Here is a 17,246-nt window from a genome sequence, read left to right as displayed (position 1 = left end):
GTTTGACCGGCGGGCGCCATGCGGCCTGCGTCGGGTTGTTTCGGATGAACAAAACGTCTCAAGGAGTTTCGTGTGCAAGACAATAACGTACTGGTCACCGACCATCGCTATGCGCAAACCGCGCGTTTCTGGCGCGAAAGCCTTTCCCTGGTGACCGGCGTCTACCGGATCGCAACGCACGCCCCGAGTCCGCAGCCGGGCCGTCTGCTGTCCCGCACGGTGCCGCTCACGCCCGCGTCGCTCGACCTGTTGCGGCGCATCGGCGACGGCGAGCTTGCCGAATTCGCCGTCACGGCCGCGGGCATTGCGTTGCTGCTCTGGAAGTACTTCCGGATCCCGGTCACGGTGCTCGGAACGCCGGGGCTTGCCGAGCATCCGTCGGCCCGTGCCGCCACCGTTCCGCTGATCGTCGAGGTCCGTCCCGAAGAGCGCATCGACGACTACCTGTCGCGCGTGGCCGGGATCGTGGAAGACAGCTATGCCGAGCACCATTTCCCGCTGGAAACGCTCGTGCGCAACGAAAAGGACATGGAGCTCGCGCAGCTCACGAAGGTCTCGCTGGTGGACGACCGCGTGCACCGCGCGCTGGGCCGCGAAGACGACGACCTGCAGTTGCACCTGCGACTCGCGCGCGGCGAAATCGAGATTCGTTACGCAGGCGCCATCGAGCCTTTGCTCATCGACGGTTTCGCCACGAGCCTCGGCGTGGTGCTCGAGGAATTCGAACAGCTCGACAAGCCGGTCGGCGACATCGAGGCGATCCCGCCGCAAGCGCGCCGGATGCTGGCTTCGTTCAATGAAACCGCGACGGCCGGCCCCAGCCATCCCACGGTCGTCGAGATGTTCGAAGCCCAGGTCGCCCGCACGCCCGCGGCGCCGGCGCTCGTCACCGACAGTTCGCTCACGACCTACGCCGATCTGAACGCGCAGGCCAACCGCCTCGCGCATGAGTTGCGCCACCACCATGGCGTCGGGCCGGAATCGCTGGTCGGCATCATGCTCGACCGTTCCGAATGGATGATCGTCGCGATTCTCGGCATATTGAAGGCGGGGGCGGCGTTCGTTCCGCTGGACCCGGCGTATCCGCCCGAACGGATCAATCACATCCTCGGCGACACCGGCCTGTCGCTGCTGGTGACCCAATCGAGCCAACTCGCGCAGTGGTACGAATTCTCCGGCGTGACGCTGCTGCTGGATCAGGAGCTCCCCGGCTGGACGCCGCTGCCGGACAACCCGCCTTGCCGCGCCGAGCCGGCGAACCTGGCTTACGTGATCTACACGTCCGGCTCGACCGGGCGACCGAAAGGCTGCCTGCTCGAACACCGGAACCTGGCCCACTACATTGCGTGGGCCGCCGGGTATTACTTTGCGGACAGCACGACCGGCAGCTTCGGCCTGTACAGCTCGCTGTGCTTCGATTTCACGCTGACCAATATCTTCTGCCCGCTGGTGCGCGGCAAATCGCTGCGCATCTATCCGCAGTCGGAAAGCATCGACACCATCCTGGCCCGCATGTTCCAGCCCGGCAGCGGCGTCGACACCCTCAAGCTCACGCCCACCCACATTCACCTGCTGGAATACATGAACCTGTCACGCTCCGGCGTGCGCAAGGTGATCGTCGGCGGCGAGGAACTGACGCCCCAGCACATCGCGACGCTGCGGAAGATCGATCCCGCGCTCGACATCTACAACGAGTACGGTCCCACCGAGGCGACGGTCGGCTGCATCGTCGAGCGCGTCGACGGCACGCCGCCCACGGTGCTGATCGGCCGGCCCATCGCCAACACGCGCGTGTACATGCTCGACGACGCGCTGCGGCCGGTCCCGCTCGGCGTGCCGGGGGAAATCTGCATCGCCGGCGACGGCCTCGCGCGCGGCTATCACCAGCGGCCCGACGTCACCGCCGCGAAATTCGTCGAGCATCCGTTCCCCGGCGAAGCGCGCATCTATCGCACCGGCGACATCGGCCGCTGGCTGCCCGACGGACAGATCCAGTGCTACGGACGCGTCGACGATCAGGTCAAGATCCGCGGGCACCGTGTCGAACTGGGCGAGATCGAGGCCGCGCTCACCGCGCACGAGGATGTCGTCGGCGCGGCGGTCATGCTGCGCGAATCCGCCCACGGGGTGCGCAAGCTGGCGGCCTACGTCAAGGGTTCCGCGAACCTGAACGTCGCGGACCTCAGGGCCTTCCTGGCCGGGAAACTGCCGGACTATATGGTCCCGTCCGACATTTTCCCGATCGCCGAATTTCCGCTCAACGCCAACGGCAAGCTGGATCGCCCGGCGCTCCTGGCCATGGAGCCCGCCGCCGCGCCCGGCGCCGCCAGCCTCGACGCCAGCCTCGACGCCACGCCGATCCAGCTCGAGCTGGTGCGCATCTGGCGCGAAGTGCTCGACAATCCGGCCGTCGATCTCACCGGCCGCTTCTTCGACTACGGCGGGGATTCGCTGCAGGCCATGCAGCTCGTCTCGCGGATCTGGAGCAGCTTCTCCGTCGAGATCGGCATCGACGCCATCTTCGAACTCCAGACCATCGGCGCGGTGTCCGACCTGATCGAGGCGTCGTCGCCGCGGACCGGCTCGATGGCCGGCAACATCCCGCTCCGCTCGCGCGCGAACGACCTGCCGCTGTCCTTTCCGCAGCAGCGCCTGTGGTTCCTCGCGCAACTGGAAGGCCCGTCGGCCACCTACAACATTTCGAGCGCGCTGCGTTTCGACGGCGATCTGGACGTCGCGCGCCTGCGCGCCGCCGTGTCCGACATCAGCCGGCGTCACGAGATCCTGCGCACCACGTTTCCCGCCGTCGACGGCCTCGGGGTTCAACGCATCGCGCCGCCGGCGCCGGTCGCGCTGGACGTCGTCGACGTCGCCAGCGAGTCCGACACGCTCGCGCTGCTCGCCGAGGAAGCCGACCGCCCATTCGATCTCGCCACCGGGCCGCTCTATCGCGTCGTGCTGTATCGCGTGCACGCGCGCCTGCATGTCTTCGGCATCACGATGCATCACATCATTTCGGATGCGTGGTCGTCAGGCATCCTCATCCGCGAACTGGCCGCGCTCTATGCCGGCCAGTCGCTGCCGGAACTCGCCGTCCAGTACGCGGACTACGCCGCCTGGCAGCACGAGCGCCTGGCGTCGGCCGACACGCATCGGGAACTGGCGCTCGTGAGCGCGGCGCTGGCGGATGCGCCGGACCTGATCGAACTGCCCACCGATCGCCCCCGGCCCGCCATCCAGCGTTTTCACGGCGCGGTGCTGCCGTTCCAGCTGAACGCCGAACGCGCCGACGGCCTGCGTGCGATCGCGCGCGCGTCCGGCACCAGCACGTACATGGTCGTGCTCGCCGCGTATGCGCTGCTCCTTTCGCGGTACAGCAACCAGCAAGACCTCGTCATCGGCTCGCCGATTGCCAATCGGCGTTCCAGCATGACCGAGCCGCTGATCGGCTTCTTCGCGAACATGCTCGCGCTGCGCGTGGACCTGTCGGGCAATCCGACCTTCGGCGAACTGCTGGCGCGCGTGAAGCGCGTCGCGCTGGACGGCTACAGTCGCCAGGAGATTCCGTTCGAGCAGGTGGTGGACTCGCTCAAGCTCGAACGCAACCTGAGCCGCACGCCCGTTTTCCAGGCCGTGTTCGCGTACGAGAAAGCGCAGCCCCATGCGGTGGACTTCCCCGGTCTCGTGGCCACGCCGGTGTCGGTGGAGACCCACACCGCCAAGTTCGACCTCACGCTCCATATCCAGGATGCCGACCACGGGCTCGCGGGCTCGCTGGAATACAACCTGGACCTGTTCGACGCCGATACGATCGATCGCATGGCGGAACACTTTCGCACGCTCCTCGATGCCGTGGTCGCCGATCCGGACCGGCCGCTCAGCGCGCTTGCGTTGTGGAGCGATGCGGAGCGGAACCTGCTGACAATCGAGCGGAACCGGACCGAGACGGATTTCGGTGAGGCCGCCGCGCAACCGCTGCACCGGTTGTTCGAACAGCAGGTCGAGCGCACGCCCGATGCCGTCGCCGCCGTCTACGACGACGTCGCGCTCACCTACGCCGAACTCAACCTGCGCGCCAATCGCCTCGCCCACCGGCTCATCGAGCTCGGCGTCGCCCCCGATGCCCTCGTCGGCGTCGCCATGGAGCGCTCGCTCGACATGAGCGTCGCGCTGCTCGCGATCCTCAAGGCCGGCGGCGCTTACGTCCCCGTCGACCCCGAGTACCCCGCCGAGCGCGTGCGCTTCATGATCGACCACGCGCAGCTACGCTGGCTCCTCACCCAGCAGCATCTGCTTGACGCACTGCCCGATACCGACGCCCGCGTGATCGTCGTCGATCGCGACACGCTCGACCTCGATGCCGCGCCCGCGTCCAACCCCGCGCCTGCGCTGAGCGGCGAGAACCTCGCCTACATGATCTACACCTCCGGTTCGACCGGCAGGCCCAAGGGCGCGCTCAACACCCATCGCGCCATCACCAACCGCATCCTGTGGATGCAACACGCGTATACGCTCGGCGCCGACGATGCCGTGCTGCAGAAGACCCCGTTCAGCTTCGACGTGTCGGTCTGGGAATTCTTCTGGCCGCTCGTCACCGGCGCGCGCCTCGTGTTCGCCCGGCCCGGCGGACAGCGCGAGACCGACTATCTGGTCGAACTCATCGAGCGCGAACGGATCACCACGGTCCATTTCGTGCCCTCGATGCTGCGCGCCTTTCTCGATCATCCGGACCTCGACGCGCACTGCACGTCGCTGCGCCGCGTCGTGTGCAGCGGCGAGGCGCTGCCATACGACCTGCAGCAGCGTTGCCTCGCGCGCCTGGACGTCAGGCTGTTCAACCTCTACGGCCCCACCGAGGCCGCCGTCGACGTGACCGCCTGGGAATGCCGGCGCGACGACCCGCACCGCATCGTGCCGATCGGCCGGCCCATCGCCAATACGCGCGTCTACATCGTGGACGCGCAGCTGCAGCCGGTGCCGATCGGTGTGGCGGGCGAGCTGCTGATCGGCGGCACGCCGGTCGGGCGCGGCTACCACGGTGAGCCCGAACTGAGCGCCGAGAAGTTCATCGCCGATCCGTTCTCTGCCGATCCGCATGCACGCCTCTACCGCACCGGCGATCTCGCGCGCTACCGGCCCGACGGCAACATCGAATTCCTCGGCCGCATCGACCACCAGATCAAGCTGCGCGGCCTGCGCATCGAACCCGGTGAAATCGAGGCGGCGCTGCGCGAGCATCCGTCGGTCGACGACTGTGTCGTGATCGCGAAAACCGACGGCGCCCGGACGTTCCTGATCGCCTATGTCGCGACCGTATCGCCGAACCTCGCCGATCTTCGCGGCTATCTGAGCGGCAAGCTCGCGGACTACATGGTGCCGTCGAAGTTCGTCACGCTCGACTCCCTGCCGCTGCTGCCCAACGGCAAGATCAACCGCAAGGCGCTGCCCGTCCCGGCGGACACGGTCGACGCGGCCCAGCCGCACGCGCCAGCCGTCACGCCCCGGGAAATCCTGCTGGCGTCGATCTGGCAAGACGTGCTGCAACTGCCGTCCATCGGCATCCACGACAATTTCTTCGAGCTGGGCGGCGACTCGATCCTGAGCATTCAGGTGATCTCGCGCGCCAATCAGGCGGGACTTCGCGTGACGGCGAAACAGCTGTTCCAGTATCAGACGGTCGCTCAGCTGGCCGCCGCGCCTGAAGAACGGGCAGCGCACGCGTCGAGCGTCAGCCCGCTGGGCGATGCGCCGCTCACACCGGTCCAGCACTGGTTCTTCGAACAGGAGATCGATACGCCGTCGCACTACAATCAAACGGTCCTGATCCAGGTGCCGGCGGATATCGACGCGTCGAGGCTCGCCGACGCGTTCCGGCAAGTCTACGAACATCACGATGCATTGCGCCTGCGTTTCTCGCGCAGCGCGGGCCACTGGACTCAGGAAGTCGTCGCCGCCGGCGAGATGCCGGCGCTCTTCGCGAAGGAAGTGCTGGCAGGCGACGCCGGCGAGCGCATCGCGGCGATGCGCGCCGCCGCCGAGGAAGCGGAACGCGGTATCGACATCACGCATGGCCCGTTGCTGGCGGCCCGGCTTTTCTGCTTTGCCGACGAACCGCTCGCCCGCCTGTTCGTCTCGATCCATCACCTTGCGGTGGACGGCGTGTCATGGCGCGTGCTCCTCGAGGACCTGCATGCCGCGTACCACGGCCGGCCGTTGCCCGCGAAGACGACTTCGTTCCGCGAATGGGCGTTGCATCTGCAGCAACTGGCGCGGTCGCCGGCCATCGGCGACGAGGCCCCACGGTGGCAAGCCCTCCTGTCGCAGGACGTCGAGCCCATGCCGGTCGATTATCCGGCCGCCGGCGCGGCCAATAAAGCGGACAACAATGCGGTCGGCGACGCGGCATCCGTTTCATTCGAGCTGGACGAAGCCGACACCACGGCGTTGCTGCGCCGGCTGCCGCGGGCCTACGACACCCGCATCAACGACGTCCTGCTCGTCGCGCTCGCGCAAGCGTGCAGCATGGCCACCGGCAACGCCCGCACCCGGATCGATCTCGAAAGTCACGGCCGCCACGTGTCGGATGCGCCGCTCGACGTCACCCGAACGGTGGGCTGGTTCACCTCCATCTACCCGATCGTGCTCGAGGCCGACGCGATGCACACGCCGGAGAAAGCGCTGCGTGCCGGCCAGCAGCAGCTGCGCCGGATTCCGGCCGACGGCCTCGGGTATGCGCTGCTCCGCTACCTGAGCCCCGACGAGGCCGTGCGTGACAGCCTCGCCACGCTGCCGAATGCCGATATCCTGTTCAACTATCACGGGCAGCTCGATACCGTGCTGCAACAGTCCGACGGCTGGAGCCCGGCGGCCGAAGACCTCGGTTCGCTGCGCGCCGAGCGGTCCCGGCGCACGCACGCGTTCGAGATCGTCGCCGCCGTTTCCGACGGCAAGCTTCAGGTGGACTGGCGCTACGGCGAGCGTCTCCACCAGCGGCAGACGGTCGAAAACCTGGCCGCGCACTTCAAGGACCGGTTGCTCGACTTCGTGGCGTCGGTTTCCGACACCACGTGGGACAACGTCGAAGACAGCTACCCGCTGTCGTCCCTGCAGCAGGGCATTCTGTTCCATTCGCTGTACGAACTGGACCCTGCCGCCTACTTCCAGCAGTTCAGCTTCGTCGTCAGCGGCCCGCTCCAGGTGCCGGCGCTCCGGCAAGCGTGGGCCAACGCGCTCGCGCGCCATCCCGTATTGCGCACCGCGTTCGCGTGGGCCGATCGCGACCATCCCGTCCAGACCGTCCTGCACACGGTCGACCTGCCGTGGACGTTCCTCGACTGGCGACACCGCGATGCGTCCCGCCGCGCGCAGGACTTCGATGCGTTCCTCGCCGACGACCGGCGGCGCGGCTTCGATCTGCACCGGGCGCCGTTGTTCCGCTGCACGCTGATTCAGGAAGCGGAGGCACGCCATCGGTTCTGCTGGAGCGCGCACCACATCATTCTCGACGGCTGGAGCACCGCCACGCTGATGAAGGAAGTGTTCGACGATTACCTGTCGCTCGCCCGCACCGGCACGCCCGCGACCGCGTCGTCGGCGCCGGGATACCGCAGGTACATCGACTGGCTCGCGCGTCATCCTCGTTCGGCCGACGAAGCCTGGTGGCGCGCCGAGCTGGCCGGGTTCCATGCCGCCACGCCGATCGCGGCCAAGCCGGCCCGGCAGAGCGCCGGCGACGCCGCGCGGCAGGACACGCTCCGGACACAGCAATGCGTGCTGGACGAAGCCCTGACCACCCGGCTGCAAGCGCTCATGCGCACCCATCGCCTCACCCTCAACGTCCTGATACGCGCGGTCTGGGCGCTGGTGCTGCGGCGCCACGCCGGGACGAACGACGTCGTGTTCGGCGTCACCGTGTCCGGCCGTCCGCCGCAGCTCGACGGCGTCGAGTCGATCGTGGGGCTGTTCATCAACACGCTGCCGTTTCGCGTGCGCATCGCGCCGGAGCGCCCCTTCGTCGAGTGGCTGGCGGAGGTCCACGCAGCCCAGACGGCGATGGAGCCGCATTCGTACAGTTCGCTGGTCGATATCCAGTCATGGAGCGAACTGGCCGCCCGCGACAGCCTGTTCGACAGCCTGCTGGTGTTCGAGAACTTCCCGGTTGCCGCCGCGCCCGATCTCGGGCCGGACGGCATCGAGATCCGCGACACCCGCGCCTTCGCGGAATCGAATTATCCGCTGACCCTGACCGTACACCCGGATAACCGCCTCGCGTTCCTTATCACGCACGACGCGCACCGCGTCGCCCCGGACGCGGTGCGGCAGATGCTGGGCACGCTCCGCGCGTTGCTGGAACGATTCGCCGACGATCCGGCGCAGCTGACCGGCCAGCTCGCCGATGCGCCGGCGCAGGCCGCCGGCAGCCGGCCGGGCGCGCCGCGCGACGTGGCCGCCGCTGCCGCGGAACCCGCCCAACCCGCCCAACCCGCCGCCGGTGCGGCCGCGACGGCACGCGCCGTCGCGCCGACGGCGGACGAAAGTACGTTGCTGGCGATCTGGCAGCGGATCTTCAAACGAGACGACATCACGGTCAGCGACAATTATTTCGACCTCGGCGGGCACTCGATCATCGCGATCCAGCTGATGGCCAATGTCGAAAAGGCGTTCGATCGCCGGCTGCCCATTTCCTGTCTCTTCGAGAATCCGACGATCGAAAAACTGGCGGCGGCACTGGCCAAGAAAACGCCGTCCGCCCCTCCAGGCGGACTCGTGACGATCCGGGACGGCGGTCCCGCCGCGCCGCTCTTCCTGCTGCCGGGCGCCGGCGGGAACGTGGTCTACTTCCACCCGCTCGCGAACCACCTGAGCGAGGCTCACGCGGTGCTCGGCCTCGAAGCGCTCGGCCTCGACGGCGCCTGCCTGCCGCTCACCCGCGTGGAAGACATCGCGGCCCGTCATATCGAACGCATCTGGCCGCTGGTGGGCGCGGGTCCGTACTACCTGGCGGGCCACTCGTTCGGCGCGCAGGTGGCGCTCGAAATGAGCCGGCAGCTCGTCGCCAAGGGCGCCGTCGTCAAACTGCTGGCGATCTTCGACGCGTCGGCCCCCGTCGACAGCTCGGCCGCCACCTACTGGCAAGACTGGGACGACACCGATTGGCTGGTCGCGATCGCGCATGAAATCGGCACCTTCCTCGGGACCGACCTCGAAGTGACGCGAGCGGACCTCGTCGCGCTCGACCCCGACGCCCAGGCCGGCCTGATCCTCGACCGAATCGGCGACCGCGGCAACTGGTTCGCGGATGCCGGATCCGACCGCGTGCGCGCGTATCTGCGGGTCTATCAGGCCAACTTCAAATCGCGCTACGCGCCGCAAGCCACCGCGCTTCCCGTGCCGATCGCCTTGTTCCGCAGCACCGAGCGGGATCCCGGCGACTACGATCCGTCGCCCGAGATCGCACAGCTCCGCCTGGACCCGACCTGGGGCTGGTCCCGCTTCTCGGCGCTGCCCGTCGAGGTGACGGACGTACCCGGCGACCACCTGACCATGCTGCTCGATCCGCACGCCGGCGTGCTCGCTACCCACGTCAATCCGTTTCTGGAAAAAAAGCCCTCATGAACTCGACACCGACGATCGACAACACCTTCGCCCGCAAGGTCTGCATCAATCTGGACCGGCGTCCCGACCGCTGGGAAGCCATGCAAAGGAAATTCGCGGAGCAGAACATCCTCACGGTGGAACGACTGTCCGCCGTCGACGCGCGGCAGGTGACCGTGCCGGAATCGTTGCGCCATATGCGCCCGCAGGACTACGGCTGCACGATGAGCCATCTCGCCGCCGTGAAACAGGCCAAGGCCGCCGGCGCGAGCGAAGTCCTGATCTTCGAGGACGACGCGTTCTTCGACCGCGACTTCGCCGCGCGCTTCCCCGAGTTCATCGCGCAGCTGCCGAACGACTGGCACATGCTGTTTCTGGGCGCCTATCACTTCACGCCGCCCATTCCCGTCGCGCCGTACATCGTCAAGACCGTGGAGACGCTCACCGCGCATGCGTACGTCGTCAGGGACTCGCTTTACGACGCATTCATTGCGATCAACGAAAACCCGCCGGCGATCAACGACCGCAACAACCTCGTCCTGCAGCAGACGTTCAATTGCTATTGCTTCGAGCCCAATCTGGTCGGACAGGAGTCCGGTTACTCCGACATCATGGACGAAGTCATGCCGGAAAAGCCGCTGACCTATTCCCTTCCGATTCCGGACGGCTGGTAATGGCTGTGGCCGGCGCTCGCAGCGATCCCACTCTCGACAGACCCTTGAAGATCTTGACGTCCTCACCCGCCTAAAGGCAGGTGATTCCCACACCTGGCGATGCACGTCCGCATCGGAGAATGTTCAGCGCAGCGTTGATATCACGATCATGCTCGACACCACAGTCACTGCAGGCCCATTCTCTTATTCGCAGTCCCGCGATACCTTTCGGCCGCGTCGTGCTGTCTTTCGATCCGCACGCCGAACAGGACTGGGTAGAACCGCTTTCGTCGACTTCCTCGAACGTGGCCCCGTGCGCCATCGCCTTGTGACGGAGCTTGTTTCGGAAGGACGACCAGGATGCGTCGTAGACGCTTTTCGCCATCCTGGTTCTGGCGAGCTTCGCGGCCGACACGTTGCCGACCGCGAGGTAATCGAAGCGCCGCACCAGATCGAGCGCGAGCTTGTGCTGGAAATCGGCGCGGGCATTCGCGACCTTGGCGTGCAACTTCGCGATATGCCGCTTGTGCTTTCGCGCCCGTTGCGCTTTCGCAAGCTTTTCCGCCGCTCGTCGACCGAACTGGTCATTGGGCAGCTTCTCGCCGGTCGAAAGTGTGGCGAAGTCTTTCAGGCCGAGATCGATGCCGACACCGGAATGGATCGGGCGGGCCTGAACATCGGGCATTTCGATCACGATATTCAAGAACCAGTTGCCGCGCGCATCCTGCGCAAAGTTGGTCCCGTCCTTGATCTTGCCTTCGGGAAGCGGTCGGCTGTTGAACACGCGGAAGGTGTTGCCGGCGAAACGGAACGCGTCACCCTCGCGCTTCAGGTCACGGCCCTTCAGCGGCACCCAGCCCAGCGATTTCCTGCCGCGATAGCGCAGGTAGGGCCGACGGTGCTGACTGCGCGACTTCGCATATTGCTCGCACGTCGCGTTGATCGTGCCGGAGTGGATGCCGAGCGCCTTGCTGCTCCCCGTCGTCAGCACGTTCAGATCGAATCCCGTCGGCCACTTCTTGCTCCACTTGAGCGCGTGCTTCTGCGTGTCATTGCAGAAGTTCCAGACGTAGTTCACCGCACGGCTCTGCTTGTTGAGCAGTCCGTTGAGCGACTTCACGCGGTAGCGGTAGACAACAATCATGCAGGTGATCCTAACCCGTGGAAGAAGCTGCCTGTCAACAGCACTCCTTTCCTTCCCGCCATCAATGGCGGGGTTTCTCGGAGCAAATTCTGATGAAAATCACCACCGTCGACCTCGAAGCGGCGTTCGTCAAGTCCGCGCTCGATTCGCTCCACCGGGACTGCAAGCTCGGCGAGGCAATTTCGCTCGCTTACGGGAAATGCGAATCGACCGCCGACGTGATCGATCTGATTTTTCCGTTGATCACGAAGAAACGGCGGGTGGATTACGTTCTGATGTACAGCATAGAAAGGAATCCCCGCACCCTCCTGCAGTTTCTTCGACTGATCGAGTCGCGGCTGACACATGAGCCCAGCTGGACAGTCGCGTCGATCGAGGCTGCATTGCGCAGCGTGGCCGATTCATCGAGCCTCGGGTGGGACCGTGCGCAGCGCTTGCTGAAGTGCTGCATCCTGTTTTCCGACTCGCCGCTGGAAATCGTGGAAAGCATCACGTTCCTGGGCAAGCATGAAACCTCGTCGAGGTTGAGATCAGCGGCAAACAATGTCGAACTCAGCCACCTGATCAACTGAGTCATATTGGCAACTCATGGATTCCGCTCAAAGTAAATCGCCGCCGTGGCATTCGGCCGCCACCCTGATGTGGCGCAGTCATCCCTGGTTGACGCTGGGCACGGTCCTGACGGGCCTCGTCAGCGGCATCGCGTCGATCGTGGGCGTCGGATTGATCAGCCGGGTGCTGCATGACGGGGAGGATCGACAGACGCTGTTGCTGCTGTTCGTTGCCGTGAATGTCGTCGCCGTTCTATGCAGAAGCAGCGCTGCCGTGATGCCCTCCTATGCGTGCATGAAAGTCATGACGAGACTGCGCGTCAACCTGTGCAAAAGGATCCTCGCGACCCCGCTCGATGAAATCGACAGGCGCGGCGCACCCCATGTGCTGACCATGCTGACCCAGGACATTCCGCAACTGAGCCAGACCCTGCTCACCCTGCCGACGATCATCGTTCAATCCGTCGTCTTGATATGCAGCATCGTCTATCTCGCCTATCTCTCGTGGATCGTTTTCGCTTCGACGATCCTCCTGACCATCGTCGGCCTGGTGCTGTATCTGTTTTTCTATCGAAAGGCGGTCAATTTCACGGAGCGGGTTCGCGATGAATTCGTCCAGTTCAATGAATATACGCACGGCCTCGTGTTCGGCATCAAGGAGCTCAAGCTCAACCGGGCGAGGCGGCGCTGGTTCACCCGAGCCGCGATCGAATTGTCGTCGAAGCGCGTGGCAGGATTCAATTACATCGAACGCTTCTGGTTCATGGGCGGCGACAGCATCGGCCAGATCACGGTAGCGGTCCTGCTCGGATTCCTGCTGTTCGGCGTACCTTCGCTCGGCGTCGTGGACCCTTCGGTACTCACGGCGAGCATTCTGGCCGTTCTGTACATGATGGGCCCGCTGACCATGCTGATCAATATTCTGCCGATCGTGGCCGAAGGCAAGACCGCGCTCGCGCGGCTGGCGGAATTCGGCTTTCTGCTCGACGACACGCAGGATTCGCCCAAGGAACCGTCCGCCGCGGGCACCGGGGAATCGTCATCGGCGAAGCCGTGGACGCGCATCGAGCTGAAAGACGTGAAGATGAACTACCGTGACAACGAGTCGTCGGCCGACTTCGTGCTTGGCCCCATCAATATGACGATTCATGCCGGCGAGCTCGTCTATGTCATCGGTGGCAACGGCAGCGGCAAGAGCACGTTGGGCAAGGTACTCAGCGGCCTCTATGCGCCTACCGAAGGCCATATCGCGCTCGATGGACAAGTCATCGACGACGATGCCAGGGAACGGTACCGCAACCTGTTTTCCGCCGTCTTCACCGATTTCCATTTGTTCAACCGCATCATCGGGCCGGACGGGGAAAATGGCAGCATCGAACTTGCGCGGCAATACCTCGACACGCTGAAATTGGCGGGCAAGGTCGAGATCAACGGCAAGACGTACTCGACGACCAGGGCTTTATCGACAGGACAACGCAAGCGACTGGCGTTGCTGTGCGCGTACATCGAAGATCGTCCGATTTACATCCTGGACGAATGGGCCGCCGATCAAGATCCGGTTTTCAAGCGATTTTTCTATGAAGTGCTGGTTCCCGATCTGAAATCCCGCGGGAAATGCGTCGTGATCATCACCCATGACGATCAGTATTTCAAGCTGGCGGACCGCGTCATTCGCCTGGATAGCGGCCGCATCTTCTCCGATACGGCCATGTGTGCCGTGCAAGCCGAAGTCGCGGGATGAGCCGCGCGCCGCGCCCGGTTCGGCGGCCGGCGATTCGTCGGCTGTCCCGGCTATCCGTTACAGACGCGTTCGCGGAGGGGTGTTTAAATCACGTCGGCAACCATGCGCGCAAGCGCAGCTTCAACGTCTCATCAGGAATCCTTTCATGGAGTTCAGCAGATTGTTCGCACACGTCGGCGAAGCGATCTCGACCAGCGGGAGCCGACGCTTTCCCCGCATGATGTACAGCCTGATCTGCGCGGCGGTCCCCGTCGACGAAATGCGTATTTCGGCGTTCGCGGCCGACGCCGCGCCTCACGGCGATCTCGGCGTGCGCAGCCTCGGCGTGGCCGGCGCGGCGCTCACGCAGGCCGGCCCGGCCGCTGCCTGTCACGGGCCGCGGATGCTGCCGCGCCTCGACATGAGCCGCGTGCACGTCGCCGACACGCTCGCCGGCCATGCCCCCACCCACGCGCTGCTCGAGCGCTTCTTCCTCATGCAGGCGGAGACCGTGCCGCCGCATCGCGTGCAATTCCATCTGGTGACCCGCAAGCGGGGCCACTATTACGTGATCTCGTTGTATCGCGCGAACACGTTCGACGATTTCTCGCCGCATCAGCGGAGCTTCCTCAAGGAGCTCTCGCACGTGCTGTTTCCGATCATCGACAGCCATGTCGCGGCGCTCGATTCGGCTCCGCCGGTCGCCCGTGTGACCACCGCCGCGCCGCCGGCGACGCAATCGGGCCGGGAGCGCGTGGCGCGGCGGTTCGCCGACCGTTTGCGGCAAGCCGGCGTCAAGTTGTCCACGCGCGAGATCGAGGCATGCACGGCGCTGCTGGCCGGCGACACGGTGTCCGCCATCGCCGTGCGTTTCGCGCTGCGCGAAAGCACCGTCGAGACCTATCTGAAGCGGGCAGCCGTCAAGCTGGGCTTCGGCGGGCGTCATGGCCTGACGCGCTGGATGCTCGAGGAGACGGCCGGGACCACGACGGACGCCGGCCGGGACGGCACGAGAAGCGCGCCGCGCGACTGCGCGGCGCCGTGCATCGGAACCTGAACGCTCTCGGCCCGAACGCGCGGGCTGCCTCCACAGACGACGCGCGAAACGACCCGGGATAGCGGCCGCCGGCCTGCCCCTCCCGTCTCGCGCCGGCAATCCGGCCGGCGACACAGACCGAACTGCCGCACCCCGTGACCTCGCCGTCATCGCCCGCGACGACAAGCGGCAGCCATTCCGGCACGTCGACCGGTGGCGTCCGTCGTGCGTCGGGTATCGACGCGCGCGCCCGGCGTGACGGCATCACGCCGCCGACGCGCACGGCATGTAATCGTCGATCATCCATTTCGTGAGCCCGTGCCGGCCGCTGATGCCGAGCTTCACCGCGGCGCGCTTGATGTACGTCTCGACCGTGCTTTCCTTCACCCCGAGCTCGCCGGCCATTTCGCGCAGCATCTTGCCCGCGAGCAGGCCGAGGCACACTTCGCTTTCGCGCGCCGACAGCACGACCGCCGCGCGCGCGAGCCGCGATTCGAACTCGTGGCGCAGCGCCTCGACGCCGGGCATGGCCGGCGTCGCACCGGGCGCTGTCGCGCCTTCGAGTTCCCCGTGCCGGCGCGTCGACGCATGCCACTCGACGAGCGGCAGCAGCGTATCGGCGAAACTCTTCAGGAACGACATCTCCTGCAACGAGAAGTCGCGATGCGATGCCGTTCGATGCAGCGAGATCACGTAGCGGCGATTCGCCTTGCCCGACACGAGATGGCACTGAAATCCGCCGCCCGGCGCGCGCGGCGGTGCGACTTCGCCGCCATTGCCGCCATTGCCGCGCCGCATCAGCGGATTGATGTGAATGAGCTGTCGGTCGCAGGCAGCCACGATCCGGCTCGACAGCGGATGCGCCGCCGGTTCCCGTTCGCCGTGCGCGGCCGGCGCGCCGGCGCGCCCGTCGTCAGCCGGCACGCCGAACGCGCCGAGCGATTGTACGCGGACGACTTCGCCCGCCGGCTCGTCGAGCGTCCATTCCGTCATCCGGGTGATCGCAAGCGGAATCGATTCGACCAGCAATGCATGCATGTCGGATGCGAACCGCTCACTGCCGGCGCTCGAAATCACCTTCCCGAGCTTCGCGAACATCTGACTCTCCTTGTTGTGCATTCTTGAGGATGGCGACGCAACGCCAGCGCGGGCGAGCCGGCGCGGTGTGCGCGGCGCGCGTTTCGTCACGCTTCGTCGCGTGCCTCTTTTGGCGGGCGACGCGCCGCCACCATCGCGCGCCGATGCGTTCGGCTCACGCGAACGGCGGCGCGCCGTTCCCTGTTCAGTTCGATGCGGGATCGCGTGCGGGGCCGGGACGGTCGGGCAAGCATGCCCAGCCCGCGATCCGGAGGACGCCATGCTCGTGCGAACGACCTTCAGGCGCGGCGAGCGCAGCCTCGTCACCGACGGTCGAACAGCGCGATGACAAGCATGAAACAGGCACGATGTTTCCTCCTTATTGGACGGCGCCATGCAGGCGGCGTCGCATCGATGGGCGATCCTTACCGGCGAGCGCTGCGAGAAGCTGAAACATCCACTTCAGTCAATGAGCGTTGCTGGATGAAAACGCCCGACGCGCTGAATCCCAGAATCGGAAAACCCGGCGTCAGCCCGGAGCGGACTTTATTCCCGTCGAATTCAACAAAAATCACGAACAAAAAACGAAACGGTTCTTTCCATTGAATTTGATCCCTGCATATCCCAGCCGCGTATGATAGCGACGATTTAAAATCCTTGCAGTTACCGTGATGTCCATTTTTTTAGTCACGCCGCGCGCGATCCTGAAATCGATCGATCTGCGCGCTGCGCAGCGATGCGATTCTAAGTTTTCTGGATAAATCAACATCCATTTACCACGAAAGTTTGTAAAAATTGTCTCGGCGCCACATACCACGGATTCTCATCCGAATCCTTAAGCGAGAGGCGAATTGTTGATTTTCATCATGCTCTTCTCGCCCGCCGACGTGGCCTCAGGCATTGTCGCCCGGATATTGTTTCGCGTTTCTCAACGATCGATTTGATATGTGCGCCGGAAAAACATAATCCCCGCCGTCGGCCTGAGGCTGCGCGCCGTTGATTACCCTTTCAAGCGATAAAAATTTCCACGAACATCATTTTCAGCACTGCCAACAACGGTGTTGCAAAATATCCACAAATGGCGAAGCCATTGCCAGTCACAAAATTTCCATATTGAAGGGCACGGAATTTGTCAACTCCACCACTTGCCGCCCGATAAATAAATTGTTACGCTTTCCAACGGAATAAATAATGCATCGTCAATCGATTTTAAATTACGGGCTGGTTTATTTAAAAAAACGAAATATGTAAATTAATATTCACGCGCAATCATCTCTTGTCGATCGTCGCGGCGAGCGCTTCGCCACGCGCTATTCAATCGAATCTCCCTATCCGTTTGCCGGCAGGCAGGCCGACGGCCAATTGAAGAATTCGCCCGGCGGTTTTTCGATTTCCCCTTGGACATCCGTGCTGAGGTGCGGCCGCGCATTGCCGAACGCATCGTCTTTTTCAATCCTGGCCCGGCAACGCG

The 17,246-nt window shown here is 64.9% G+C and carries 7 protein-coding genes; 5 read left to right on the top strand and 2 right to left on the bottom strand.

Features of this window, described 5'->3' with window-relative positions; genetic code table 11:
- The first annotated feature begins 72 nt into the window (after positions 1-72).
- Positions 73-9,615: a non-ribosomal peptide synthetase gene (locus tag SB771_RS26695; RefSeq protein ID WP_175662094.1), complete on the top strand. Its 9,543-nt coding sequence runs from the start codon at positions 73-75 to the stop codon at positions 9,613-9,615.
- Positions 9,612-10,268 carry a glycosyltransferase family 25 protein gene (locus SB771_RS26690; protein ID WP_175662095.1) on the top strand — a complete coding sequence of 219 codons (657 nt, stop codon included), beginning with the start codon at positions 9,612-9,614 and terminating at the stop codon, positions 10,266-10,268. The genes SB771_RS26695 and SB771_RS26690 overlap by 4 nt, the downstream gene beginning before the upstream one ends.
- Before the next feature lie 70 nt (positions 10,269-10,338).
- Here the strand turns inward: SB771_RS26690 and SB771_RS26685 are convergent, their stop codons facing one another.
- Complete coding sequence (locus SB771_RS26685; protein ID WP_175662096.1) at positions 10,339-11,391, bottom strand: RNA-guided endonuclease InsQ/TnpB family protein; 1,053 nt, start codon at positions 11,389-11,391, stop codon at positions 10,339-10,341.
- A gap of 92 nt (positions 11,392-11,483) precedes the next feature.
- On the opposite strand from SB771_RS26685, the gene SB771_RS26680 reads away from it, so the two are divergent.
- From SB771_RS26680 to SB771_RS26670, 3 genes are read left to right on the top strand one after another with little or no spacing between them, the layout of a single operon-like run.
- The gene (locus SB771_RS26680) at positions 11,484-11,963 is read left to right on the top strand and encodes a hypothetical protein (RefSeq protein WP_175662142.1); all 480 of its coding nucleotides are present in this window, start codon (positions 11,484-11,486) and stop codon (positions 11,961-11,963) included.
- A 16-nt stretch (positions 11,964-11,979) separates the two neighbouring features.
- Positions 11,980-13,683 carry a cyclic peptide export ABC transporter gene (locus tag SB771_RS26675; protein ID WP_175662097.1) on the top strand — a complete coding sequence of 568 codons (1,704 nt, stop codon included), beginning with the start codon at positions 11,980-11,982 and terminating at the stop codon, positions 13,681-13,683.
- The gene (locus SB771_RS26670) at positions 13,577-14,719 is read left to right on the top strand and encodes a helix-turn-helix transcriptional regulator (RefSeq protein ID WP_244096854.1); all 1,143 of its coding nucleotides are present in this window, start codon (positions 13,577-13,579) and stop codon (positions 14,717-14,719) included. The genes SB771_RS26675 and SB771_RS26670 overlap by 107 nt, the downstream gene beginning before the upstream one ends.
- A 243-nt stretch (positions 14,720-14,962) precedes the next feature.
- Here the strand turns inward: SB771_RS26670 and SB771_RS26665 are convergent, their stop codons facing one another.
- Positions 14,963-15,796, bottom strand: coding sequence for a response regulator transcription factor (locus tag SB771_RS26665; protein WP_244096855.1), 834 nt, complete (start codon positions 15,794-15,796; stop codon positions 14,963-14,965).
- Between the last annotated feature and the right edge of the window lie 1,450 nt (positions 15,797-17,246).

This window comes from Burkholderia sp. SIMBA_051, from assembly GCF_046534915.1.
Taxonomy (GTDB): domain Bacteria; phylum Pseudomonadota; class Gammaproteobacteria; order Burkholderiales; family Burkholderiaceae; genus Burkholderia; species Burkholderia ambifaria.
Note: the sequence above shows the minus strand (reverse complement) of the source record. Positions and strands in the feature narration are given on the sequence as shown.